The 24680-nt window shown below is 66.2% G+C and carries 19 protein-coding genes; 7 read left to right on the forward strand and 12 right to left on the reverse strand.

Annotation, left to right across the window (positions count from 1 at the left end; genetic code table 11):
* Positions 1 to 86: 86 nt before the first annotated feature.
* The 4 genes from QX135_RS23950 to QX135_RS23965 form a co-directional block, all read right to left on the reverse strand.
* A complete protein-coding gene (locus QX135_RS23950; RefSeq protein WP_316177495.1) occupies positions 87 to 908 on the reverse strand; it encodes a thioesterase family protein in 822 nt (273 codons plus the stop codon).
* Positions 898 to 1257 carry a hypothetical protein gene (locus QX135_RS23955; RefSeq protein WP_316177493.1) on the reverse strand — a complete coding sequence of 120 codons (360 nt, stop codon included), beginning with the start codon at positions 1255 to 1257 and terminating at the stop codon, positions 898 to 900. The genes QX135_RS23950 and QX135_RS23955 overlap by 11 nt, the downstream gene beginning before the upstream one ends.
* A 127-nt stretch (positions 1258 to 1384) precedes the next feature.
* Complete coding sequence (locus tag QX135_RS23960) at positions 1385 to 3892, reverse strand: glycogen/starch/alpha-glucan phosphorylase (RefSeq protein WP_316177491.1); 2508 nt, start codon at positions 3890 to 3892, stop codon at positions 1385 to 1387.
* Between the two features lie 221 nt (positions 3893 to 4113).
* On the reverse strand, positions 4114 to 4416 hold the full coding sequence (locus QX135_RS23965; protein WP_316177488.1) for a GIY-YIG nuclease family protein: 303 nt from the start codon (positions 4414 to 4416) through the stop codon (positions 4114 to 4116).
* A gap of 190 nt (positions 4417 to 4606) precedes the next feature.
* Here QX135_RS23965 and QX135_RS23970 point away from each other — a divergent pair, with 190 nt between their 5' ends.
* Positions 4607 to 5038 (forward strand): hypothetical protein, encoded by a 432-nt coding sequence (locus tag QX135_RS23970; RefSeq protein ID WP_315734982.1) that lies wholly within the window; start codon positions 4607 to 4609, stop codon positions 5036 to 5038.
* 105 nt (positions 5039 to 5143) lie between these two features.
* Here QX135_RS23970 and QX135_RS23975 read toward each other — a convergent pair whose 3' ends face one another.
* Complete coding sequence (locus tag QX135_RS23975) at positions 5144 to 5962, reverse strand: DUF2865 domain-containing protein (RefSeq protein ID WP_315734980.1); 819 nt, start codon at positions 5960 to 5962, stop codon at positions 5144 to 5146.
* Between the two features lie 188 nt (positions 5963 to 6150).
* Positions 6151 to 6708 carry an orotate phosphoribosyltransferase gene (gene pyrE / locus QX135_RS23980; protein ID WP_315734978.1) on the reverse strand — a complete coding sequence of 186 codons (558 nt, stop codon included), beginning with the start codon at positions 6706 to 6708 and terminating at the stop codon, positions 6151 to 6153.
* Positions 6709 to 6877: 169 nt separating this feature from the next.
* Here pyrE and QX135_RS23985 point away from each other — a divergent pair, with 169 nt between their 5' ends.
* The gene (locus QX135_RS23985) at positions 6878 to 7504 is read left to right on the forward strand and encodes a glutathione S-transferase family protein (RefSeq protein WP_316177486.1); all 627 of its coding nucleotides are present in this window, start codon (positions 6878 to 6880) and stop codon (positions 7502 to 7504) included.
* A gap of 129 nt (positions 7505 to 7633) precedes the next feature.
* Here QX135_RS23985 and QX135_RS23990 read toward each other — a convergent pair whose 3' ends face one another.
* The 4 genes from QX135_RS23990 to QX135_RS24005 form a co-directional block, all read right to left on the reverse strand.
* Positions 7634 to 8269 carry a LysE family translocator gene (locus QX135_RS23990; RefSeq protein ID WP_316177485.1) on the reverse strand — a complete coding sequence of 212 codons (636 nt, stop codon included), beginning with the start codon at positions 8267 to 8269 and terminating at the stop codon, positions 7634 to 7636.
* An 84-nt stretch (positions 8270 to 8353) separates the two neighbouring features.
* On the reverse strand, positions 8354 to 9553 hold the full coding sequence (locus tag QX135_RS23995) for a glycosyltransferase family 87 protein (protein WP_316177483.1): 1200 nt from the start codon (positions 9551 to 9553) through the stop codon (positions 8354 to 8356).
* 1006 nt (positions 9554 to 10559) lie between these two features.
* Positions 10560 to 13625 (reverse strand): DNA polymerase I, encoded by a 3066-nt coding sequence (polA, locus tag QX135_RS24000; RefSeq protein WP_316177481.1) that lies wholly within the window; start codon positions 13623 to 13625, stop codon positions 10560 to 10562.
* Positions 13626 to 13697: 72 nt separating this feature from the next.
* The gene (locus tag QX135_RS24005) at positions 13698 to 14549 is read right to left on the reverse strand and encodes a LysR family transcriptional regulator (protein WP_316177479.1); all 852 of its coding nucleotides are present in this window, start codon (positions 14547 to 14549) and stop codon (positions 13698 to 13700) included.
* A gap of 99 nt (positions 14550 to 14648) precedes the next feature.
* Here QX135_RS24005 and QX135_RS24010 point away from each other — a divergent pair, with 99 nt between their 5' ends.
* On the forward strand, positions 14649 to 15617 hold the full coding sequence (locus QX135_RS24010; RefSeq protein WP_316177477.1) for a quinone oxidoreductase: 969 nt from the start codon (positions 14649 to 14651) through the stop codon (positions 15615 to 15617).
* Between the two features lie 8 nt (positions 15618 to 15625).
* Here QX135_RS24010 and QX135_RS24015 read toward each other — a convergent pair whose 3' ends face one another.
* Complete coding sequence (locus QX135_RS24015) at positions 15626 to 16678, reverse strand: acyltransferase family protein (RefSeq protein WP_316177475.1); 1053 nt, start codon at positions 16676 to 16678, stop codon at positions 15626 to 15628.
* A 151-nt stretch (positions 16679 to 16829) separates the two neighbouring features.
* Here QX135_RS24015 and QX135_RS24020 point away from each other — a divergent pair, with 151 nt between their 5' ends.
* The 4 genes from QX135_RS24020 to QX135_RS24035 all read left to right on the forward strand — a co-directional run bounded on the left by QX135_RS24020 (position 16830) and on the right by QX135_RS24035 (position 23139).
* The gene (locus QX135_RS24020) at positions 16830 to 18149 is read left to right on the forward strand and encodes a UDP-glucose/GDP-mannose dehydrogenase family protein (RefSeq protein ID WP_315734961.1); all 1320 of its coding nucleotides are present in this window, start codon (positions 16830 to 16832) and stop codon (positions 18147 to 18149) included.
* 129 nt (positions 18150 to 18278) lie between these two features.
* Positions 18279 to 20753 (forward strand): ATP-dependent helicase HrpB, encoded by a 2475-nt coding sequence (gene hrpB, locus QX135_RS24025; RefSeq protein WP_316177472.1) that lies wholly within the window; start codon positions 18279 to 18281, stop codon positions 20751 to 20753.
* Positions 20754 to 20914: 161 nt separating this feature from the next.
* Entirely contained in the window at positions 20915 to 21415 is a 501-nt protein-coding gene (locus tag QX135_RS24030; RefSeq protein ID WP_315773682.1) for a TIGR02281 family clan AA aspartic protease, read from the forward strand.
* Between the two features lie 224 nt (positions 21416 to 21639).
* Positions 21640 to 23139: a phosphomannomutase/phosphoglucomutase gene (locus QX135_RS24035; RefSeq protein ID WP_316177470.1), complete on the forward strand. Its 1500-nt coding sequence runs from the start codon at positions 21640 to 21642 to the stop codon at positions 23137 to 23139.
* A 63-nt stretch (positions 23140 to 23202) separates the two neighbouring features.
* Here the strand turns inward: QX135_RS24035 and QX135_RS24040 are convergent, their stop codons facing one another.
* Positions 23203 to 24669, reverse strand: coding sequence for a methyl-accepting chemotaxis protein (locus tag QX135_RS24040; protein WP_316177468.1), 1467 nt, complete (start codon positions 24667 to 24669; stop codon positions 23203 to 23205).
* Between the last annotated feature and the right edge of the window lie 11 nt (positions 24670 to 24680).

Consider the following 24680-nt stretch of genomic DNA (forward strand, 5'->3'; position numbering starts at 1 on the left):
GAGAGGCGCGGGCTCAAGCCATACCCACAGCTGTCGTCCCGGCGAACGCCGGGACGACGCCGTTTTCTTGGCTTGCGTCCCGGCTTTCACGCCTTGAAATACGCGATCTGCGTCGTCGTCGCGAGCAGGCGGCCGGAGGGTGACCACAGCTCGCCGTGCTGGTCCTGATAGCTGCGGTTGAAGATCTTGGCATCGGCCGTCGCGAGCACATGCGTGATGTCCTCGGCCGCGAGCTCGTCCCGGCTGACGTGGAAATAGGTCGTCAGCGACACCGTGCCGAACGGCACCAGCTCGCCGCGGGCGTGGAAGACGCGGCCGAAGAAGGCGTCCGACATCGACAGCAGCGACAGGCAGTCGAGCTTGCGCGGCTTGCGGTCGGAGATCCAGAGCCGGGAATAGCTGCTGTGCGGCTCACCCGACGACGATGCGCCAAATGCCGGACGGCCCTCGATGAAGCGGAAATCGTACTGCTTGGTCCAGGACATGTTCGTGTCGGGATGACGCTTGACCTGGTCGAGCGGCGGCGCCTCGGGCTTTGTGGCCGGCTGATGCGACCAGGACGGCCGGCGCTCGGCGAACACGACGGTGGCGAGCGTCGCCGCGTCTGCATCACCCTGGCTCAGCTCGACGCACCAATGTTGCGAGGAGCGGTTGGCCTTCACCAGCCGCACGTCGAGATCGAACGGCCCTTCCGCGATCGGCGCACAATAGTTCACCGTCACGGCCAGCGGATCGCCCTGAATTTGCGGATGTTGGATCAACGCGCGCAGTACGGTCGCCGCGGTGACGCCGCCGAACGGCCCGACGAAGGCCCAGTAGTCCGGACTGGTCCGGCCCTGCCAGCGGCTGTCGCCTGCGGTGACGCGGGTGGCGTCGTCGAACAGATGAGTTGAGTTTTCAGGAAGCATGATCCGTCCGCACCTCGACTGGCGTGCCGTCCCACCGCCGAAATTCAATCGTTTCGGTCGGTTCGCCGTATTGCTGATAGCTTGCAAGATCATCGGACGGATCATCCGAGATCCAGGCGTCGGTGATGTTGCCGCCGATACGCCGGACCGTGATGACGCTGATATTCGTCATGAGGTCGGTCACCAGGCGCTCGGTGGCTTCGGCCTCAGTCAATCCGGACAGGTCCGCCAGGATGCTGCCGTGGGTATGCCAGGGGCAGCCATCGAACCCCATGGTCAGATCGCCGTCGGGGCAGATGACGAGAAACTTCAGCTGGCCGTCGGGGCTGACATATTCGCGCTCTTGCATCGACAGTGACTACTCTCGATCTCTGCCGTCATTGCGAGGAGCCCTTGCGACGAAGCAATCCAGCGTTCTTGTTCGGCCCTGGATTGCTTCGCTGCGCTCGCAATGACGACGGAAAGAAATCACCACCTCACGCCCGCTGCGCTTGCACCGGCGCCATCACCGGGCCGACCGGCACGTTCCAGATGTCGTCGGCATATTCGCGGATGGTGCGGTCGGAGGAGAACCACGCCATGCGCGCGACGTTCAGGATCGAGGCGCGGGTCCAGGCCGGCACGGTCTGCCAGCGTGCATCGATGCCGCGCTGGGCCTCGTAGTAGGAATCGAAATCGGCCGAGACCATATAGTGGTCGAGATGGCGCAGCGCATGCGCGATCGGCTCGAACCGGCCGGGCTCGTCCGGCGAGAACGCGGCGGTCGCGATCGCATCGATCGCGCGCGCCAGCCGCGGTGACCGGTGGATCACGTCGGACGCGTCCAGCCCCTGCTTGCGGCGGAGCATGACCTCGTCGGCCTCCATGCCGAAGATCGCGATGTTGTCGGCGCCGACATTGTCGCGGATCTCGATATTGGCGCCGTCCAGCGTGCCGATGGTAAGGGCGCCGTTCAGCGCCAGCTTCATGTTGCCGGTGCCGGAGGCCTCCATGCCGGCGGTCGAGATCTGCTCGGACAGGTCGGCCGCGGGAATGATCGTTTCCGCCAGGCTGACATTGTAGTCGGCCATGAACACGACCTTCAGCTTGCCGCCGATCGCGGGATCGTTGTTGACGGTGTCGGCGACGTCGTTGATCAGCTTGATGATCAGCTTGGCGTAGCGGTAGCTCGCCGCCGCCTTGCCGGCAAAGATTTTCACCCGCGGCACCCAGTCGCGTTGCGGGTCGTCCTTCATGTCCTGATATAGCGCGACGGCTTCGAGGATGTTCAAGAGCTGGCGCTTGTATTCGTGAATGCGCTTGATCTGCACGTCGAACAGCGCGCCCGGATCGAGACGCACGTTCATGCGCTCGACGATCAGACGCGTTAGCAGCACCTTGTTGTGATGCTTCACCGCGCGGAACTTCTGGTGGAAGCTGGCGTCGGCAACGTAGCTCTCGAGGCTCGACAGCAGCGTCGGATCGTCGACGACGGCGTCGCCGCAGGCCTCGCGCAAGAGGTTCGTCAGCTTGGGATTGGCCAGGGTCAGCCAGCGGCGGAAGGTGATGCCGTTGGTCTTGTTGGTGATGCGGCCGGGATAGAGATGGTTGAGATCGTGGAACACGGTCTCCTTCATCAGGTCGGAATGCATCGCCGAGACGCCGTTGATGCGGTGCGAGCCGACGAAGGCGAGCTGGCCCATGCGCACGCGACGGCCGCTCTTCTCGTCGATCAGGGACACCGAGGCGCGGTAGTCGATGTCACCCGGTGCGCGCTGCTCGGCGAGCGCGAGATGCTGCGCATTGATGTGGTAGATGATCTCGAGATGCCGCGGCAGCAGCCGCTCGAACAGCTCGACCGGCCAGGTCTCGAGCGCCTCCGGCAGCAGCGTGTGGTTGGTGTAGGACAAGGTCGCGATGGTGATCTTCCAGGCCTCGTCCCAGCGGAAATTGTGCAGGTCGACCAGGATCCGCATCAGCTCGGCCACGGCGAGCGAAGGATGCGTGTCGTTGAGCTGCACCGCGGCCTTCTGCGCCAGGCTGCGCAGCTGGCCGTCGGAGCCGAGATGGCGCTTGACGAGATCCTGCAGCGAGGCCGAGACGAAGAAATATTCCTGGCGCAGCCGCAGCTCGCGTCCTGCCGGGCTCTCGTCGTTCGGATAGAGGAACTTGCAGATCGCCTCGGCGCGCGCTTCTTCTGCCGAGGCGCCGAGATAGTCGCCGGAGTTGAAGACGTCGAGCTTCAGCGGGTCGGGCGAGCGGGCCGACCACAGCCTGAGCGCATTCACATGCTGGCCGCGCCAGCCGACGATCGGGGTGTCATAGGCGACCGCCTGCACGGTCTCGCCGGGGTGCCAGATCGCGCGGTCGCGGCCCTTGTCGTCGACATGCTCGACGCCGCCGCCGAAATGGACGTGATAGACCACCTCTGGGCGCTGGAATTCCCAGGGATTGCCGAACGACAGCCAGACGTCGGGATATTCGTGCTGCCAGCCGTCGACGATCACCTGGCGGAACAGGCCGAAATCATAGCGGATGCCGTAGCCGATCGCCGGGATCTGCAAGGTCGCCATGCTCTCCATGAAGCAGGCCGCGAGGCGGCCGAGGCCGCCATTGCCGAGCGCGGCGTCCGGCTCGCATTTGCGCAGGTCCATCAGGCCGACGCCGAGATCGCCGAGCGCGGTCTCGAACACCTTCATCAGGCCCATGTTGTTGAGCGCGTCGCTGAACAGGCGGCCGATCAGGAATTCGAGGCTGAGATAGTAGACGCGCTTGCGCCCGGCGTCGTAGCTCTCCTTGTCCGCGGTCAGCCAGCGATGCACGATGCGGTCGCGCAAGGTCAGCGCCGCGGCGTGGTACCAGTCCTGCTGCGTCGCCTGGCTCGCTTCCTTGCCGATGGCGAGGCGAAGCTTGGCCAGGATGTCGCTCTTGATCTCCGCGACCGCCAATTCGTCGACGGGCTGGCCGGTGCTTACGAAGCTGCGCTGGGACGGCTGATCTGTCACCTTGGAAACCTGTGATGCTACGAGGAACCGGTAAAAGCATACGATGGTTGCGCGCGGTCCGAAACCCGGGGAAAGGCTGGTCCGCACAGCTAGGTGATGGAAAATGATGCAAAAACGGGGCCGGAGTTCCGGGGGCGGAACACGCTGGCGGCTGGTTGCATATGCGGTGATGTTGAAAGGACTCTCCACATCGTCATCCCGGCGAAAGCCGGGATCCAGACTCACCGGCCGAGGATGAGGCCCGACAAGTCACTCCAATCGGGGCTGTCCCTTTCAATCAGCTCGACCTTCCAGTCGCGGTGCCAGTTCTTGAGCTGCTTCTCGCGAGCGATCGCCTCGATCGGAGTTGGAAAGCTCTCGACGTGAACCCGGCGAAAAACCTTGTACCTGCTGACGAACTTGGCGCCTCGCCCGGCACGATGGTCTTCGAGGCGCCTTCTGACATCATTGGTGATGCCGATGTACAGCGTGCCATGATGCCCGCTGGCAAGAATGTAGACCGTCCATGCGGTCTGGGTGCTCATCGGTCCGTGCAAACCAAAGGGCTGCTGCGGTGGCTCTGGGTCCCGGCTCGGGGGCCGGGACGACGATAAATCAGCACTTCCTTTTTCCGCAAGAACAAATTAAGAACAATTCAGCAGGCGATCGATTATCCTGATTGCGATTCGATCCGCCCCAGACAAACCGGCATCAGTGCATCCCGCGAGGACACCCATGTCCCATATCGCCTTCGATCCCCTGGCCCTGACCCGCATTGCCGATTTCGCGCGCAGCCTGACGCGGCTGCACAAGACGGCGCGGCGGCGGGCCGTCGACGACGACCAGATCGACCGCGCTTTCAACGCGGTGTGCATGTCGGTCTGGGGCTACACCATCGACGACATTTCCGACGACCTGTTCTCGGCCACCGACCACACCTTCCTCGATGGCCTCGACGAGGCGCGAGCGCGCATCTTCGCCGCGGAGCAGGGCTATGACCTGGTCGACGACGAGGGCATGCTGACCGATTGGTGGGGCTTCTGCTGGATGATCCTGGCCGAGAAGCGCGGCCTGCTGACGCCGGACAACCGCGCCGCAGCACGGGCAGCGATCGAGGAGAAATATCTGGAAGCGCCGAACGTCATCGGCGTGATCGTCGCGCGCTAGCCCTGGCCGTCAGTCCCGGCGGACAGCGCGCGCTCAAGCTCCAGAGGTCGCTGTGCCGAGCTGGCCTGCACCGACGCCGGCGCTGCGCCTTGGCGCAGCGCGTGTTCAATTCACATCCGCCTGCTTCAGCCGGCTTGCGGCGGGCTTTGGCGCGATGCTCAGGGGCGGCGGTGCGGTGCTGACATTGACGTCCGCCGGCAGAGCCATGGCCTGCGCGTCTGCGCCGACCATGTCGGCGCGCACCGGCGCGACCTTCATCTCGCTCAGCTTGGCCCGCATGTCCGAGTTGAGCCCGGGATAGGACGCGACCGGCTTGAAGTCGGCCGGCTGGCCGCCGCTGCCGCGCGCGCCGGAATAGGCCACCAGCCCGTCGGCCGTGGCGACGACGTCCCCCTGGCGCAGCGAGGTGTCGAGCGACAGATCGACCGGCGCCAGCCCGGCCGGATCGCGGCCGTTGCAGGTGCAGTCGGCGCGCAGCGCCTGGCGATAGGCGAACGCGTTCTCGCTGTCGGCATAGCGTTCCCCGTTCGCCGCCGTGGCGTAGTCGATGTTGGAGCCGAAATAGATCTTGGTCGCACTGGCCGGGCAGAACGCCTGGCACATCTGCGCCGGCGAGGCGAGGCCGCGCGCCAGCGGAAAATAGCGGCCGTCGCAGGTGCGCACGCAGAACGCTGCGCCCGATCCGCCGCTCGCGGCGCGCGGCTGGGCGGGGGCCTGCGGGTTGGTGCCGAACGGATCGGCGAAGAGGCCGCCTTGCGCCGCCGGCCGCTGCGATTGCGGCTTGTTGAAGCCGCCGAACAGGAAGTCGAACAGGCCCTGGGCCGACGCCATCCGCGGCGCCAGCGCGCCGGCCGCGACGAGGCCGACCGTCGCCGCGACAGCGACGTGGCGGGACCTCCGCCGAAACGACAACACGCTACGCAACGCCCGCTCCATCGCCAGGATCTTCACCGCAAAGCCACGCCGTGACGCGGCAACCCGCGTCGCTCGATCATGTGCGATCGAACGCGCCTTGCCCAAGGCATGGCGCCATCAGCTTTGCGGTAACCTTAACGGGCGTTGGTAAATGAGCGGTATGCGCGGGCGGCGAATTGCGCCGCGCGCCAAGCGCCTCAGAGGAATTCGTGCGCCTTGAAGAGCGCCTGGAACGGCAGGCCGGCCTGGGCGAAGGTCTCGGCGGCGCCTTCCTCGCGGTCGACCATCGTGAACACCAGCGTCACCTCGGCGCCGGCCTCGCGCAGGGTTTCCACGGCCTTCATCGCCGAGCCGCCGGTGGTGGTGACGTCCTCGACCACGACGATGCGCTTGCCGGCCAGGGTCTCGTCGCGGGTCAGGCCCTCGATCGCGAGCCTGGCGCCATGCTCCTTCGGCTTCTTGCGGACGAAGAAGGCCGCGATCGGATGGCCCTTGATCCAGGAGATCTGGGCGATCGCGCCGGCGAGCGGCACCGCGCCCATCTCCAGGCCGCCGATATAATCGAAGCCCTCGTCCTTCAGCGCCTCATAGGTGAGCTCGGCGAGCAAGGTGGCGCCCTCCGGGTCCATCATGGTCGGCTTCAGGTTGAAATAGAAATCGCTCTTGCGGCCGGAGGCCAGCGTGACCTCGCCACGGCCGAACGAGCGCCTGCGGATGATCTCGAGGAGGCGGGCGCGGGAGGCGGATTTGGACACGGCGTTTTCCCCTGAGGGTGGATTCTTGGGTGGCGCAATCTATCGGGGGCGGGCGGCGGAGACCAGCCGCCACGATGTCCCATCAACAACGGTACGTTTGAAGCCGGATGCAGTTTCGAGCTAATGGGAGCCCGCGACCAAGCAAGGACGATTGGGAAGGATGCCCCGCATGACGATCGAGCTGTACACCTGGAACACCCCGAACGGGCGCAAAATCTCGGTCGCGCTGGAGGAGATGGGGCTGCGATACCGCGTCGTTCCGGTCGACATCACCAAGGGCGCCCAGATGGCGCCGGAGTTCCTGGCGATCAGCCCCAACAACAAGATTCCCGCCATCGTGGATCCGGACGGCCCCGACGGCAAGCCGGTCAGCGTATTCGAATCCGGCGCCATCCTGCTCTATCTGGCTGAGAAGACCGGGCAGTTCCTGCCGAGATCCCTCGCCGAGCGGATTCCGGTCTATGAATGGCTGATGTGGCAGATGGGCGGCTTCGGCCCGATGCCCGGCCAGGTGCACCATTTCATCGCGCTGACCAACGAGCAGGACCGCGCCTACGGCCTCAAGCGCTACATGGCCGAGACGGTCCGGCTCTATGGCGTGCTCGACCGCCGGCTGGTGCAGCACGAGTTCGTCGCCGGCGCGCTCTCGATCGCCGACTTCGCCATCCTCGGCTGGGCCTGGCGCCACCCGCGCCACAAGGTCGATCTGGCCGACTTTCCCCACGTCGAGCGCTGGTACGATACCCTGATGGCCCGCCCCGCCGTGGAGCGCGGCATGGAGGCGAAGCTGGACTGAGAAGCTCATCGGCCGTTCTTTGCCGACGATGATTTCCGAGATCTTGCCGCACGCGCGGTGCCCCCTCTCCCGCTCTCGTCCGCCTTTGTCGGGAGGCTTCGGCGGACAAGGCGGGGGAGCCGATGGAAATCACCCCCGTCGTGCCTCCAGCGCCATGCGCACCGCAAGTCCCGCGAGCACCGTGCCCATCAGATAGCGCTGCACCAGCGCCCAACTCGGCCGTGTCGCCAGGAACAGGGCAATCGATCCCGCCGCCATGGCGATCATGGCGTTGACGCTGACGCTGATCACGATCTGGATCGCGCCGAGCACCACCGACTGCGTCAGCACGCCGCCAACAGCGGGATCGATGAACTGCGGCAGCAGCGCCAGATACAGCATCGCGATCTTCGGGTTCAGCAGGTTGGTGACGAGCCCCATCAGGAACAGCCGGCGCGGGCTGTCGATGGCGAGCTTCCTCACCTGGAATGGCGAGCGTCCGCCCGGCTTCACCGCCTGCCACGCCAGATAGAGCAGGTAGGCCGCGCCGGCGAGGCGCAGCGCGTCATAGGCGAACGGCACGGCAAACAGCAGCGCCGTGATGCCGAACGCCGCCGCCAGCATGTAGACCAGAAAGCCGACGGCAACGCCGCCGAGCGAGATCAGGCCGGCGGCGTGGCCCTGCGTGATCGAGCGCGAGATCAGATAGATCATGTTCGGCCCTGGTGTCAGCACCATGCCGAGCGAGACGAGGGCGAAAGCGAGCAGGGAGGATGTGTGCGGCATGACTGGTTCGATGATCGGGATCTCTGCCGCTGCTTTAGCGCGGACGATCACGCATCGTCATCCGGTCAATTGCACCGAGAGCAATCAGCCCGCCGCCGGCGGCGCGACGTCCAGCGCAGGCAGCGGTCTGCCGGAGCGGTCGAACACACCGGCGATGCTCAACGCCAGCAGGACCAGCAGAATGGCCGCCGCGAGCGGCACGGAGTGCACGATCATGGCGAGCAGGCAGGCTCCGAGCGCGATCACGAGGCCGATCTCCTGCGGCGCGATCGGCTCGCCGGCGTCGCTCCGCGCGTTCCAGTGGATCGCGATCCCCGCCGCCACCATCGGCATGTCGTAGATCATCGCGTAGGGCGTGGCGATGACGCTGCCGACCGCGACCAGCGCGATCGCCTGCTCCGTCATGCCGCGCCGCCAGGCGTCCCAGACCATCACGACGATGGAGCAGGACAACAGGAGCTGAACCAGGTAGCCGATCGGCGGCGGCGCGCCGAGCGCGTGCAAGCCAGCGATGACCGTCGGCATCATGTGATCGAGGCTGGCCTGGTTGGCCTGCAATTGCGCCTGATAGCTCGGAAACTTCACGATCCATTCGAGCCAGATCCACGGATCGAGCACAGCGCTGGTGACGACCGCGACGATCACGGTCGTCGCGATTGCCGAGAGGATGGCGCGCCAGTTGCGTGACGCCAGCAGCACGACCGGCATCAGCAGCACGAATTGCGGCTTGTAGGCGAGCAGGCCGAGCAGGGCGCCGGCAATGATGGGATGGCTCGCGAGCAGCCGCAGTCCGCCGATCAGCAAGGCCGCCGAGAGAAAGCCGTTCTGGCCGGTGATCGCGTTGATCAGCGTCGTCGGCGCCGCGAGCAGCGCCAGAGAGGTTAACGGGCGCCAATCGCGCCCCAGCGTCGCCAGGCCATAAAGCGCGAAGGTGACCGAGATCCAGCAGACATAGGCCACCGGCAGCGCCAGCATGCCCAGGGGTATCAGCACCAGCAGGAAGGTCGGCGGATAGGGATAGGGAAAGCCGCCGCCGCCCAGCGTCGGATCCAGCGCCTGCTGATAGCGCGCGAGCGCAACCGGATCGTAGATGCTGGCGCCGGACAGCGCGGCAAATCTGCCGAACGACCATAGCCCGAAGAAGTCGCCAAACGCCGGCTGCGGCGACGACAGCGCCCAGCCGACGAGATAGGCGCCGTTGTAGAGCGCCATCGCGACCAGCAGGATCAGCACCGCGCGCCGGTCGCGCGTCTTGGGGTGAGCTGCGGATGAGGTCGCGGTCATGGAGCTCTTCGTTCGCGCCCTCGGCGCAGTCGTGGCATGGGGATGATCGGAGCTGTCAGCGATCGCTCGCGTGCGGTGCCTCTCCAACCTTGCCAGCGTGCGCTGCACGCCGTGTTACCGTCCGTCCATCCGGCCAGGCGCGATCTCATCGTGCCTAACGAGGGGTAAAATCGCCGCGTTCCGAGTGACCGTGGACAGGGGACGGGGTCATCGCTCCGCATCGGGCAACGCGCTCGTCAAGATTTATATTGCTATTTTTCCGAAGTCGTGTTCTATTCAGCGCATCCCGTCCTCATGCAGAGGGGCGTACGCGTCGTCACGATACGTTGAGGCGGGGAGCGGTGGCCGTGGGCCTGTCAGGTGCTGATGCACTGGACGATTGGCAGCTCGCGGACGTTCAAGCCGTGTGGTCCTGGCGCCCCGAAGCTGGCGCCAAGCCTGCGTGACATCACGTGTCGCGCTGGTGACGGGGGCAAACAAGCCGGTCCCCGGGGAGAGCTCGGAGCAGACGTTAAGCCCATCGCGCAGGGAGGGCCGGGTCTGTCCGGCTGGACCTGTGGTACCTGCCGCCTGCATTCTTTTGAGCAGGCGGGCCACGGGCCTCAGCCGAGGCCCGGCCTTCCCTGCGCCCTTTGCAAAATTCAGAGGGCGAACGACATGCATCCCTCGAGCAAATCATGCTGCGAGAAGGCTGAGGCATGTCTACGCCTCGCGTTGCAGCCAATGATCATCGTATCGGGGAGCATCAAACGGATGCGTATGAGGGCTGCGTTGCGAGGCACACTGCCCACCCTCCCCTGGAGGGGGAGGGTCGCCTCTCATGAGCGCAGCGAATGGGAGGGGGGGGTGGGGTGATCTCTCCACAGGCGCCGGCGCCCGCGGCTCACCCCACCCCGCTCGCCCGCTTCGCGTGCGATCGACCCTCCCCCTCCAGGGGAGGGTGGCATCTCGCTCGTGGACGGATTTCGGCGCTCGCGATGACGAAGCAGAGATCACCGCGATCAGCTCAATGCGCCTCGTCCCAATTGTCGGCGGCCCGCGCATCGACGTGCAGCGGCACCGAGAGCAGCACGGCGGGGAAGGGGGCGTCCTGCATGACGTGCTGCACCACCGGCAAGGTCGCGGCGACCTCGTCGTCCGGCACCTCGAAGATCAGTTCGTCATGCACCTGCAGCAGCATCTGAGCCGACAGCTTCTTTTGCGCCAGGGCCTCCTCGACGCGGGTCATGGCGCGCCGGATGATGTCGGCTGCGGTGCCCTGCAGCCGCGCGTTGATCGCGGCGCGCTCGTTGAAGGCGCGGACCGAGGCGTTCGATGCCTTGATCTCCGGGTAATGGCACTTGCGGCCGAACAGCGTGACGACATAGCCGTGCTTGCGGCAGAACTCCTTGGTCGCATCCATGTAGTCGCGAATACCCGGGAAGCGCTCGAAATAGCGCTTGATGTAGGCCGAGGCCTCCTCGCGGGCGATGCCGAGCTGGTTGGCAAGGCCGAAGGCGGAGATGCCATAGATGATGCCGAAATTGATCGCCTTGGCGCGGCGGCGGACTTCGCTCGGCATGTCCTTGATCGGCACGCCGAACATTTCGGACGCCGTCATCGCGTGAATGTCGAGCCCGTCCTTGAACGCCTGCTTCAGCACCGGGATGTCCGCGATCTCCGCCAACAGCCGCAACTCGATCTGCGAGTAGTCGGCCGACACCAGCTTATGGCCCGGCGTCGCGATGAAGGCGCGGCGGATCTTGCGGCCATCTTCGGTCCGGACTGGGATGTTCTGCAGGTTCGGCTCGTTCGACGACAGCCGGCCGGTGGTGGTCGCCGCCAGCGCGTAGGTGGTGTGCACGCGATGCGTCTGCGGGTTGACATAGGTCGGCAGCGCATCGGTATAGGTCGATTTCAGCTTCGAGACCTGGCGCCATTCCAGGATCTTGCGCGCGAACTCGTTGCCTTGCTCGGCGAGGTCGTCGAGAATCGACGCGGACGTCGACCAGGCGCCGGTCTTGGTCTTGGTGCCACCCGAAAGGCCCATCTTGCCGAACAGGATGTCGCCGATCTGCTTGGGGCTGCCGACATTGATCGGCTCGCCGGCCAGCTCCTGCAGCTCGGCCTCGACCCTAGCGGCAGTCTGGGCGAAATCGCCGGACAGACGCGACAGCACCTGGCGGTCGATCGAGATGCCGCGCCGCTCCATGCGCGCGAGCACCGGCACCAGCGGCCGCTCCAAGATCTCGTAGACGGCGGTCATGCGCTCGGCCGTGAGGCGCGGCTTCAGCACGCGCCAGACGCGATGAATGACATCGGCCGCTTCGGCGGAATGCGCCGTGGCCCGGTCGATCGCGACCTGCTCGAACGTCAGCTTGTTCTTGCCGCTGCCGATCAGCTCGCTTTCGCCGAGCACGGCGTGGCCGAGCACGTGCTCGGCCAGAGACTCGAGCTTGTGCGAGCCGCGCCCGGCATCGAGCGCGTAGCTCATCAGCTGGATGTCGTCGACATTCGCCAGCGTGATGCCGTGCTGCGCCAGCAGCACGGCGATGAACTTGATGTTGTAGCCGATCTTGAGCAGCCCTGTGGATTCGAGGACCGGCTTCAGCGCGGCGAGCGCATCGCTCTCCTTGATTTGGTCCGGCGCGAGCCCGGCATCGAACAGGCCGCCGCCATCGCCGGCCTGGCGATGCGCCAGCGGGATGTAGCAGGCCTCATTCGGCGCAAGTGCCAGGGCGATGCCGCACAAGCTAGCCTGCATCGGATCGATCGAGCTGGCCTTGACCTCGAGAGTGACGCGGCCGAAGTCATGGATGCGCGCGAGCCAGGTGTTCAACTCTGGGAGGCTACGCAGCGTCTGGTACTTGTCGCGATCGATCCGCGCGCTCTTCGCCGCCTCCGCCCTGGATTCCGCGAGGCTCGCCGGCGTGCCCTTGCTCATCGCCGACTTGTCGGTACGCGGATCACCGGTGCGAGGGCTCCCTTCCCCCTTGTGGGGGAGGGCTGGGGAGAGGGGTGCTGCGGAGGCACCGTTGGTGGGGTGCCCCCCTCCCTGACCCTCCCCCACAAGGGGGGAGGGAACGGAGGCAGCAGTGCCCGCACCACTCTTCAACTGCTCATCCGCCGACACGTCGGCGGGATCGATGTGCGAATACTCTGCGACGCGGCGCGTCAGCGTCGTGAACTCCATCGCCTTCAGGAACGCGATCAGCTTGCGCGGATCCGGCTCGTGCACCGCGAGGTCGTCGAGCGGCACCTCGAGCGCGACCTTGTCGTCGAGCAGCACCAATTGGCGCGAGATCCGCGCCTTCTCGGCGTTCTCGATCAGAGCCTCGCGCCGCTTCGGCTGCTTGATCTCGCCCGCGCGCATCAGCAGCCGTTCGAGATCGCCATAGTCGGTGATCAGCTGCGCGGCGGTCTTGATGCCGATGCCGGGCACGCCCGGTACGTTGTCGGTGGAATCGCCGGCCAGCGCCTGCACCTCGACCACCTTCTCCGGCGGCACGCCGAACTTCTCGATGACTTCGGCGATGCCGATGCGGCGGTCCTTCATCGTGTCGTACATCGTGACGCAGTCGTTGACGAGCTGCATCAAATCCTTGTCGGAGGACACGATGGTGGTGGTGGCGCCGCGCTCGCAGGCAAGCCGCGCATAGGTCGCGATCAAATCGTCGGCCTCGTAGCCGGCCTGCTCCAGGCAGGGCAGCTCGAAGGCGCGGACCGCCTCGCGGATCAGCGCGAATTGGGGGATCAGATCGTCGGGCGCCGGCGGCCGGTGCGCCTTGTAGTCGGCATAGATCTTGTTGCGGAACGTGACCTCGGACTTGTCGAACACGATGGCCAGATGCGTGGGACGGTCAGTCTCGGGCATGTCGCGCAGCAGCTTCCACAGCATGTTGCAGAAGCCGAGCACGGCATTGACCTGCAGCCCGTCGGACTTGCGGTTGAGTGGCGGCAGCGCGTGATAGGCGCGGAAGATGTAGGACGAGCCGTCGACCAGGAACACATGGTCGCCCTTGGCCGCGCCCTTGGCGGCGGCAGGCGCGGGAGCGGCGGGCGTGGCGGCGGCTTTCTGGGGAGCTTTGGGCATGGCCGCAATGTAGGGATTTTCGCTCGCATTGACAGCCGTGACGACGCCATGCGCACCGGATTTTTCCGCCCCTCAGTCCGGTCGGACGCAGCGGGTCAGGAACTCCATGACGGCGCGAATGAGGGGCGTGCGCCTGAGGTCGCGATGAACGATGAGCCAGATGTCCCTGCTGATGGCCGCGCCGGCTTCGAAGCGGGTGAGGTCGGGATCATGATCGCCGAGAAAATGCGGCAGGGCGGCGAGCCCCAGCCCTGCGCGCGCCGCTGCGGCCTGGCTCTCGAGATCGCTGCTCCGAAACACGATCGTGCGCTGCCCGGCGACCGCCTTCAGCCATTGCTGCTGGGGTGCCGAGTCCATGCTGGCATCATAGGCGATGAATCCCAGCGCATGCTGCGGCGTCTCCTTGAGATAGTGCGGCGCGCCGTAGAGGTTGAAGCCGAAGCCGCCGATCTTGCGTGCGATCAGGCCGGGCTCGTCGGGACGCGACAGTCGCAGAGCGATGTCGGCTTCCCGTCGGTTGAGCGAGGCGCTGCGCTTCTCGCCGATCAGCTTGATGATGATTGCAGGATGCCGTCGGTGCAGCTCGACCAGCCGTGGCGCGATCAGCCTGTTGGCGAGCGTCGGCGGCGCGCTGACCGAGACCTCACCGGCCAGACCGGGACGCGATGCGACCACGGCGCGCTCGATCGCGAACGCGGCCTGCTCCATCGGGCCGGCGGCCGCGGCGAGGCGGCGGCCGTCCTCGGTCAGCTCATAGGCCCGCGCTCGGCGGTCGACCAGCTTCAGCCCGGTGACCCGTTCCAGGGCCGCGACCCGGCGGGCCACCGTGACATGATCGACGCCGAGACCACGTGCGGCGGCCGACAGCGTGCCCTCGCGGGCCAGCGTCACGAAGTGGTGAAGGTCGGTCCAGTCGATCCGCATGTTCGAATATTCACAATAGGGGAGCCAAATTGGGCAATTCCGCAGAATGCCAACGCTGACCACACTGTCCGGATCAAGGCAAGATGTGTGGAGACGGGCATGGCTGCTATCGTTCGACTGAAGGCACCGGGTGGCGCGGAGAATCTGGTGCTGGAGAATGTTGAGCTGCCGGCGCCGGGCGCCAACGAGATCCGGCTGCGCCACACCGCGATCGGCGTGAACTTCATCGATATCTACCAGCGCAGCGGCCTCTATCCGCTGCCCGATGGAATTCCTGGCGTCGAAGGGGCGGGGATCGTGACCGCGAAAGGCGCGGACGTGACAGAGTTGTCCGTCGGCGACCGCGTCGCCTATGCCGGCGCCCCGGTCGGCGCCTATGCCTCGGAGCGAAATCTGCCCGCCTGGCGCGCGATGCCGCTGCCCGACGCCGTGTCTGAAGCGAGCGCTGCGTCGACCCTGCTGAAAGGCATCACCGCGGTGATGCTGCTCAATCGTACCTATGCCGTCGGAGCCGGAACGACGCTGTTGGTGCACAGTGCCGCCGGCGGGCTCGGCCAGGTGCTGACGCGACTGGCTCGGCTGCGCGGCGCGACCGTCATCGGCACGGTGAGCTCGGAGGCCAAGGCGGAGCTCGCGCGTGCCGCTGGCGCGCGCCATCTGATCGTCGGCCGGGATGCTGACTTTGTCGATGCCGTGAAGCGATTGACCGACGGGCGCGGCGTCGATGTCGCCTATGATGGCGTCGGCGGCAAGACGCTTGCGCAAACGCTCGCCTGCGTCAGGCCGTTCGGGACGGTCGCCAGCATCGGTCAGTCCGGCGGTCCAATTCCAAGCCTTGCCGTCGAGGAGCTGGGGCCGCGCCGCAGCCTGTCGCTGGCACGCCCGAGCGTGATGGCCCATGTCAACGATGTCGCCGACTATCGCAGGGATGCAGCGACGGTTCTCGCCGCGCTCGCCGATGGCGATCTCGTCGGCCACGGCACCGCGTATCCGCTGGCGCGGGTCGTCGAGGCCCATATCGATCTGGAGAGCGGCCGCAGCCGTGGCGCGCTGCTTCTGGTGCCCTGACGGTGAGGCTACTCCGCCGGCTGCAACACGGCTTTCGGCTTCGGCGGCGCGATCCAGAACGCGATCGGGCGTTCGAACAGGAAGCGGGCGCCGACGCGGAGCGCGAGGCGCCAGATCAGGAGCGCGCCGAGCACGCCGGCGATCGTGACCAGCAGCGAGATCGTTCCGATGTCCCCGATCACCCCGGTCTTCAGCAGGACTGTGCGTGTGGCTGCCATGGGCAGGAAGAAGGCGAGGTAGATCACGATCGAATGCTCGCCACAGAAGCGCAGCGCATTGAGGAGTTGCGCGCGCGCCAGCAGCGTGCCGGCGATGATGATGGCGACCGCGCCGGCATAGCCAAGCATGAGGGAGACAGCCGGCCATTCGCTGACACCGAGGTTCACCAGCGATTGGTTGATCACCGCCCAGGCGAGCAGGCCGACGATGGCGAGCATCGGCTGCGCCCGCGCGCGGTCCGACAGCGCGAAGATGGTGGTCGCGAACAGATAGCCGGAATAGATGTAGACGAAGCGGGCGCAGAATTCGTCGATCACGGTCCAGCCAGTGACGATATGCGACATTTCCAGGCCGGCCGCGATGCCCCAGATCACCGGCGCCGGCAGCTTTCGTGTCAGTTTGATGACGACGAAGAAGATCGGCAGCAGATAGATGAACCACAGCGTGCCGAACGGCTCGACGAAGGATTCGAGATACAGATAGCCGGCATGTTGCCAGCCGGAGGCCGCGGCGAAGCCGGGCGCCTTGAAGCCGAACTGGATGGTCACCCACAGCACGTAGAAATAGGCGAAATGCACGACCTTGCGGTCGATATAGGTGCGCCAATCCCGGTCGATCACCAGCGGCAGGAACAGGCCGGAAATCAGGAAGAAGTCGGGCATCCGGAACGGCTTGGCGAATGCGACGACGGCGTGCATGAAGCCGGTCTCGCCGGCGGCCAGCTCGACGCCGAGCACCGAGTGCATCATCACGACCATGATGATGCAGATACCCTTGGCGTAGTCGACCCAGTCGATGCGCGCCTCGGTTCCGGCCGATTTCGGCGTACCATTTGCGGTCATGCTGTCCCTCTTTGGCGCGGAGCTGCCGCATTGTCGGGCAGAGCCGTTAATACTCCTCCTTGTCATCCAAACGTCATGCCGTTTTCTAAATTCCCCTTGAACCGCAAATGGTTTAAGACGCGAAAGTATTAACCTTGAAGGATGGGTTTCGATGCGAATTGCGATGATCGGCACGGGCTATGTGGGGCTGGTGTCCGGTGCCTGCTTCGCCGATTTCGGCCACCAGGTGACCTGCGTGGACAAGGACGAGAGCAAGATCGCCGCGCTGCATCGCGGAGAAATCCCGATCTTCGAGCCCGGCCTGGATGCGCTGGTCGCGGCCAACGTCAAGGCCAAGCGGCTCGATTTCACCACGGACCTCAAGCAGCCGGTCGCGGAGGCCGATGCCGTGTTCATCGCGGTTGGTACGCCGTCGCGGCGCGGCGACGGTCACGCCGACCTCACCTACGTCTATGCCGCAGCGCGCGAGATCGCAGCCTCCCTCACCGGCTTCACCGTGGTCGTGACGAAGTCGACGGTGCCGGTCGGCACCGGCGACGAGGTCGAGCGCATCATCCGCGAGACCAATCCGACGGCCGATGTCGTCGTTGCCTCCAATCCGGAATTCCTGCGCGAAGGTGCCGCGATCCGCGATTTCAAATGGCCGGATCGCATCGTCGTCGGCACCGCGGACGAGCGCGGCCGCAAGGTGCTCGGCGACATCTATCGCCCGCTGTCGTTGAACCAGGCGCCGATGATGTACACCGAGCGCCGCACCGCCGAGCTGATCAAGTACGCCGCCAACGCGTTCCTCGCCACCAAGATCACCTTCATCAACGAGGTCGCCGATCTCGCCGAGAAGGTCGGTGCCGACGTGCAGGAGGTGGCGCGCGGCATCGGTCTCGACAACCGCATCGGCTCCAAGTTCCTGCATGCCGGTCCGGGCTTCGGCGGCTCGTGCTTTCCGAAGGATACGCGCGCGCTGATCAAGATCGCGCAGGACTACGACACGCAGCTGCGCATCGTCGAATCGGTGCTGGCCGTCAACGACAACCGCAAGCGAGCGATGGCGCGCAAGGTCGCGCATGCGGTCGGCGGCAATCTGCGCGGCAAGACGGTGGCGGTGCTCGGCCTCACCTTCAAGCCGGAGACCGACGACATGCGCGAGGCGCCGTCGATCCCGCTGGTGACCGGGCTGCTCGACATGGGCGCCAAGGTGCGCGCGCATGATCCGGTCGGCATCGAGCAGGCCAAGAAGGAGCTGCCGGAGATCGCCTATTTCGACGATCCCTATGAGTGCGCGACGGGCGCCGATGCGATCGTGCTGGTGACCGAATGGGTGCAGTACCGCGCCATGGATCTCGATCGCCTCAAGGAGGTGATGGCCCATCCGGTCGTCGTCGACCTGCGCAACGTCTACCGCCCCGACGAGATGGCCGCTCACGGCTTCGTCTACGAGAGCGTGGGCAGGCCGTCGGTGAAGGGCGCGTGATGTGAGGAGCGTGACATGACGTTGTCATACCCCGCGCAGGCGGGGTATCCAGTAGCCTCGATCTTCGTCATCCGCGAGATCTGCGTCTACTGGATTGTCCGCCTTCGCGGGCAATGACGGGTTCAACGATTGCCCCTTCGCTTCGACACACCGCTGCCCATCGACGCCGTGCTGGACGACCTGTCCGGCACGCTCGAACGCAGCAACACCGCCGTTCTGGTGGCGCCGCCCGGCGCCGGCAAGACCACGCGGGTGCCGCTGGCCTTGCGTGATGCGCCGTGGGTCGGAACTAAGAAGATCATCGTGCTGGAGCCCCGCCGGATCGCGGCCCGCGCCAGCGCCGAGCGGATGGCGAAGTCGCTCGGCGAGCGCGTAGGCGACACCGTCGGCTACCGCGTGCGCTTCGGCTCGAAGATCTCGCGCGCGACCCGCATCGAGGTCGTCACCGAGGGCATCTTCACGCGGCAGATCCTGGATGATCCCGAGCTGACCGGCGTCGCCGCCGTGCTGTTCGACGAATTCCACGAGCGCTCGCTCGATGCCGATCTCGGCCTGGCGTTGGCGCGTGATGCGCAGCAGGGGCTGCGCGAGGATCTCCGCATCCTCGTGATGTCGGCGACGCTCGACGGCGCCCGCGTCGCTACCCTGCTCGGCAATGCACCGGTGGTCGAGAGCGAGGGCCGCGCCTATCCGGTGGAGACCCGCTATGTCGGCCGCAAGCCGGATGCGCCCGTCGAGCGCCAGATGGCCGAAACCATCGCCAGCGCGCTGCGCGCCGATGCCGGCTCCGTGCTCGCCTTCCTGCCGGGCGCCGCCGAAATCCGGCGCACCCAGACCATGCTCGCCGAGCGCGTCCACGATGCCAGCGTTGAGATCGTGCCGCTGTTCGGTGCGCTCGATGCCGCGGTCCAGGACCGCGCCATCTCGCCCGCCCCAAAAGGGCAGCGCAAGGTGGTGCTGGCGACCTCGATTGCCGAGACTTCGCTGACCATCGAAGGCGTCCGCATCGTGGTCGATTCCGGGCTCGCCCGGGTGCCGCGCTACGAGCCGGACATCGGCCTGACCCGGCTAGAGACGGTGCGGGCTTCGCGCGCCGCTGTCGATCAGCGCCGTGGCCGCGCCGGCCGCACCGAGCCTGGCGTCTGCTACCGGCTATGGGACGAGCCGCAGACGGCCTCGCTGGCGGCCTATACGCAGCCGGAAATTCTCAGCGCCGACCTGTCCTCGCTGGTGCTCGATCTGGCGCAATGGGGTGTCAGTGACCCCTCCGCGCTGAGCTTCCTCGATCCGCCGCCGCAACCGGCCTGGAAGGAGGCGCGTGATTTGCTGCGCGAGATCGACGCTCTCGACGAAGAAGGCCGCCTCACCGACGAGGGCCGCCGCCTGCGGGCACTGGCGCTGCCGCCGCGGCTCGCCCGCATGATCGTCGACGCCGCCGATTATGGCGCCGCCGCGCAGGCCGCCGACATCGCCGCCATCCTGACCGAGCGCGGGCTGGGCGGCGACAGCGTTGATCTCGAGGTCAGGCTCGATCAGTTCCGTCGCGACCGCTCGCAACGGGCGCAGAGTGCGCGAGACATGGCACGGCGCTGGGCGCAGCAGGTCGGGGCGGCTTCCTCCCCGCAAGTGCAAGGGCAGCTCAGCACCGGCTTGATGCTCGCCTTTGCCTTTCCGGACCGGGTCGCGCGCAACCGCGGCAATGCCAGCTTTGTGCTCGCCAATGGCCGTGGCGCCGCCGTCGAGCCGACCTCGTCGCTGGCGCGCGTACCCTATATCGCGGTCGGTGAGCTGACGGGAACGGCGGCCAGCGGCCGCATCCTGCTGGCGGCGCCGCTGGCGATCGAGGATATCGAGCGGCATTTTGCTGCGCATATCGAAGCGAGAGACGAGGTCAGCTTCGATCAAGACGCGATGGCGTTGCGGGCGCGGCGCCGACGCAAGCTGCATGCGATCACCATGGCCGATGCGCCGGTCGCGCTGACGCCGTCGGAGGAGACCGCGCGCATCTTCGCCGACGGCATCTGCGCCGCGGGCCTTGACAGGCTGCCGTGGTCGAAGGCCGCCCTGCAATGGCGCGATCGCGTTACCTTCCTGCGCAAGGCGGAAGGCGACAGTTGGCCGGACCTGTCGGATGCGGGGCTTGCCGAGCGGCGCGAGGACTGGCTGGTGCCGCTGCTGGCCGACAAGACCTCGCTCAAGGATGTCTCGCCCGGCGACGTCTCGGATGCCGTCATGGCACTGCTCCCCTGGGATCTGCGGGCCCGGCTCGACCGGGAGGCGCCGACGCATTTCGAGGCGCCGACCGGCACCATGCTGGCGATCGACTACGAGGCCGAGCAGGGGCCCACCATCGCGGTGCGGCTGCAGGAGCTGTTCGGCCTGAACGTCCATCCCTCGATCGCGCGCGGCGCGGTGCCCCTGGTGCTGGAGCTGCTGTCGCCGGCGCAGCGGCCGGTACAGGTGACGCGCGATCTGCCCGGCTTCTGGCGCGGCTCCTATGCCGCGGTCCGCACCGACCTGCGCGGCCGTTATCCGCGCCATCCCTGGCCCGACGATCCGGCCCATGCCGAGCCGACCCGGCGGGCCAAGCCGCGGGGAACGTAGCTCATGCAAATTGTACCGCCGCTATCGTTGTCGTTAACGCTTCACTCATCGTTTTCGCCAAAATGGCGGCGGCAGCCGGTCGCTCGCAGTCGCCCGTCAGCGGCTTTGATGGTCAAATCGGTTGCGGGGTAAAGTCGGGCGTTTGCGTCATGCGTAACATAATGATCTTTGCGGCCGTTCTCGTCGGTCTCGGCACCTTCATGGCGCAACTGGCCGATCGCCTGACCCCCGCGTCGGCATCCGCGACACCGTCCGTGCGGGTTGCCACGGCGGAACCGTCTGCCGCGGGCCAGCGCAGCCTGAGCATTCCGACCGACCGCCGCGGTCACTTCCGCGCCGACGGCCGCATCGACGGCCAGCGCATCAGCTTCATGGTCGATACCGGCGCCTCGATGGTCGCGCTGAACGAGAGCTCGGCCGCCCGTTTCGGCCTGCGTCCGGCGCGCGGCGACTACACCGCCACCGTGACCACGGCCAACGGCACCGTGAAGGCCGCCCGGGCCAAGCTTGCGATGGTCGAGCTCGGCGAGCTCACCGTGCGTGACGTCGATGCCCTGGTGCTGCCCGATACGGCGCTGTCGGAGAATCTGCTTGGCCTGTCGTTCCTGTCCAAGCTGAAGCGTTTCGCCTACGCCAACGGCCAGATGGTGCTGGAGCAGTAGGCTGCACCGAAGCGGAATGTTGTTTCGCGCGTCACCGGCCCCCATATACCGGCAGGCAGGCCGATCCCGAGTCGCAGTCATTGAATAGTTCGTCGGGTGGCCTGCTCGAGCGGTCCTGCCCGATTATTGCCTGCATTCCTCTGCCTTCTGACACTGTTGTCTGACGTCGTGCTAAGCATGAACGCCTTCTTCCATTGATGTGATATTGCCGAGGCCGTCTCCTGATGTTTCCGAAACCCAAGCCCGTCCTGGTTCCCAATACCTACGCCTTCGAATCCGAGCCGATGGTGAAGCCGACGGGCTTCCGCGAATATGACGCGCGCTGGCTGTTCAACAAGGAGATCAATCTGATGGGGGTGCAGGCGCTCGGCATGGGGCTGGGCGCGCTGATCGCCGAACGCGGCGTGAAGCAGGAGATCGTGACCGGGCACGATTTCCGCGGCTATTCCGCCTCGATCAAATACGCCCTGATTTCGGGCCTGATGGCCGCCGGCTGCAAGGTGCATGACGTCGGCCTCGCGGTGACGCCGATGGCCTATTTCGCGCAGTTCGATCTCGACGTGCCCTGCGTCGCCATGGTGACCGCCTCGCACAATGACAACGGCTGGACCGGCGTGAAGATGGGCGCCAACCGTCCGCTCACCTTCGGGCCCGAGGAGATGACCCGGCTGAAGGAGATCGTGCTCAACGCCGAGTTCAAGAACGGCGGTGGCGGCTCCTACCAATTTCACGAGAATTATCCGGCGCGCTACATCGCCGACCTCACCAGCCGACCCAAGCTCAAGCGCAGGCTCAAGGTGGTCGCGGCCTGCGGCAACGGCACCGCGGGCGCCTTCGCGCCGCAGGTGCTGGAGGCGATCGGCTGCGAGGTGATCCCGCTCGACACCGAGCTCGATCACACCTTCCCGAAATACAATCCCAATCCCGAAGACATGGAGATGCTGCACGCCATCCGCGACGCCGTGCTCGCGCACGAGGCCGATGTCGGCCTCGGCTTCGACGGCGACGGCGACCGCTGTGGCGTGGTCGACAACACCGGCGAGGAGATTTTCGCCGACAAGGTCGGCGTGATGCTGGCGCGCGACATGTCCGCGATCCACAAGGACGCGCAGTTCGTCGTCGACGTGAAGTCGACCGGCCTGTTCATGACCGACCCGGTGCTGCAGGCGCAAGGCGCGCGGACCGTCTATTGGAAGACCGGCCATTCCTACATGAAGCGCCGCACCAACGAGCTCGGCGCGCTCGCCGGCTTCGAGAAGTCGGGCCATTTCTTCTTCAACAAGCCGTTCGGCCGCGGCTATGACGACGGCTTGGTCTCGGCGATCGCGATCTGCGAGATGCTGGATCGCGCGCCGGAGAAGTCGATGGCCGACCTGAAGAACGCGCTGCCCAAGACCTGGTCGTCGCCGACGATGTCGCCGCATTGTGGCGACGAGGTCAAATACGGCGTCGCCGACGCCGTCGTGAGGCATTTCCAGGCGCTGCAGCAGCAGGGCGGCAAGGTCGCGGGCCAGCCGATCCGCGATCTCGTCACCGTCAACGGTGTCCGCGTCACGGTCGAGGACGGCAGCTGGGGTCTGGTGCGAGCGTCATCCAACAAGCCCGAGCTCGTGGTGGTAGTCGAAAGCCCGGTGTCCGAGCGGCGCATGCACGACATGTTCGAGGCGGTCAACGAGGTGCTGCGGACGCATCCCGAAGTCGGCGCCTACAACCAGACGATCTGAGGCCGCGTTGATGATGTCGCGCTAGGGCCGATGCTCGCGCTGATCCCATCCTATTCGATGGGATCAAGCAGCCCTCAGGGAGCTCAGGAACTGATCGACCTCGGATTTGAGCCGCGTCGATTGCGAGGTGAGTCCGTTCGCGGACTCCAGCAGGCGCGAGGCGGCGCTGCCGGTCTCGTCGGAGGCACGGGTCACGCTGCCCATGCTTTGGCTGACAAGCCGCGTGCCTTCGGCCGCCTGCTGCACGTTGCCGGAAATTTCTCCGGTGGCGAGGCCCTGCTGCTCGACCGCGGTGGCGATCTCCTTGGAGATTTCGTCGATCTCGGCAATCGTTCCCCCGATCGCCTGGATGGCGCTGACGGCGTCCCCCGTGGCGCTCTGGATGCTCTGCACCTGGCTGGAAATTTCCTCGGTGGCCTTCGCGGTCTGGTTGGCGAGCGCCTTGACCTCGCTTGCCACGACGGCAAAGCCCTTGCCGTGCTCGCCAGCGCGCGCCGCCTCGATGGTGGCATTCAGCGCCAGCAGGTTGGTCTGGCTGGCGATCGTCTGGATCAGCGTCACCACCTCGCCGATCTTCTGTGTGCCGGCAGCCAGGCTCTCGACCACCGTGTTGGTGCGGCGAGCTTCGTCTGCCGCTTTCGCGGCGATCTCCGCCGAGCGCGTCACCTGCTGTGAGATATTGTTGATCGACGCCGTCAGCTCTTCCGTTGCTGCAGCGACCGTCTCGACATTGGTCGACGCCTGCTGCGAGGCGCCGGCCGCGGCCGACGTCTGGCGCGAGGACTCGGCGCTGCTCCGGCTCATGGACGAGGACAGGCTCTGCATCTCGTTTGCGGCGACGGCCACCGCCTCGACGATGCCGCCGATCTTGCGCTCGAAGCCCTCTGCCAGCTCGCGCCGGGCAAGATCGGCCTGCTGCTTGACGCGTTGCTCGGCCTCGAACCGCTCGGCGTTGGCGCGCGCCTCGGCAGCGATCGCCGATTCGGCTTCCGCGGTCTTACGCGCGCTGGTTTCGAACAACTGCGTCAGCTTGAGCGCCAGGGCGATGAGAACGCCGGCCTCGATCAGCAGGATGACCGCATGCAGCACAACGCGGCCGAAATCAGCGCCGCCCGGGTAGATCGCTGCAGGAAAGACGAAGTTCAGGACCAGATGGTGAAGCGCGACGGCGACGGTGCCGGCCAGGATCGGCCGGTAGTCGCAATATGCGACCAGACAGGCCAGCGCCGCGAAGAAATACATGTGCATGTCGATCTGCCAGGGATGTCCGGACATCTGGTAGACGAGCACGGATACGCCGCCCATGACGGCGACTGCGACGGTGAGCTGGGTCGACAAAGTGTCGCCAGCGCTGCGCCAGGAAAGGGTTGCCACCACTGCCATGACGACCATGAGCATGGTCGGCATCAACCAGTCGCCGCGCGACAGCCCGATGATGAGGGAGAGCGGAACGTGAACCCAGAGCACCGCCAGCAGAAGCTTGCTGGTCGTGTGCCGGAGGGTTGCCAGATCGCTGGTCTCGACGGTCATTTCCTATTCCC

It is taken from the genome of Bradyrhizobium sp. SZCCHNR1098 (genome assembly GCF_032489375.1).
Classification (GTDB): domain Bacteria; phylum Pseudomonadota; class Alphaproteobacteria; order Rhizobiales; family Xanthobacteraceae; genus Bradyrhizobium.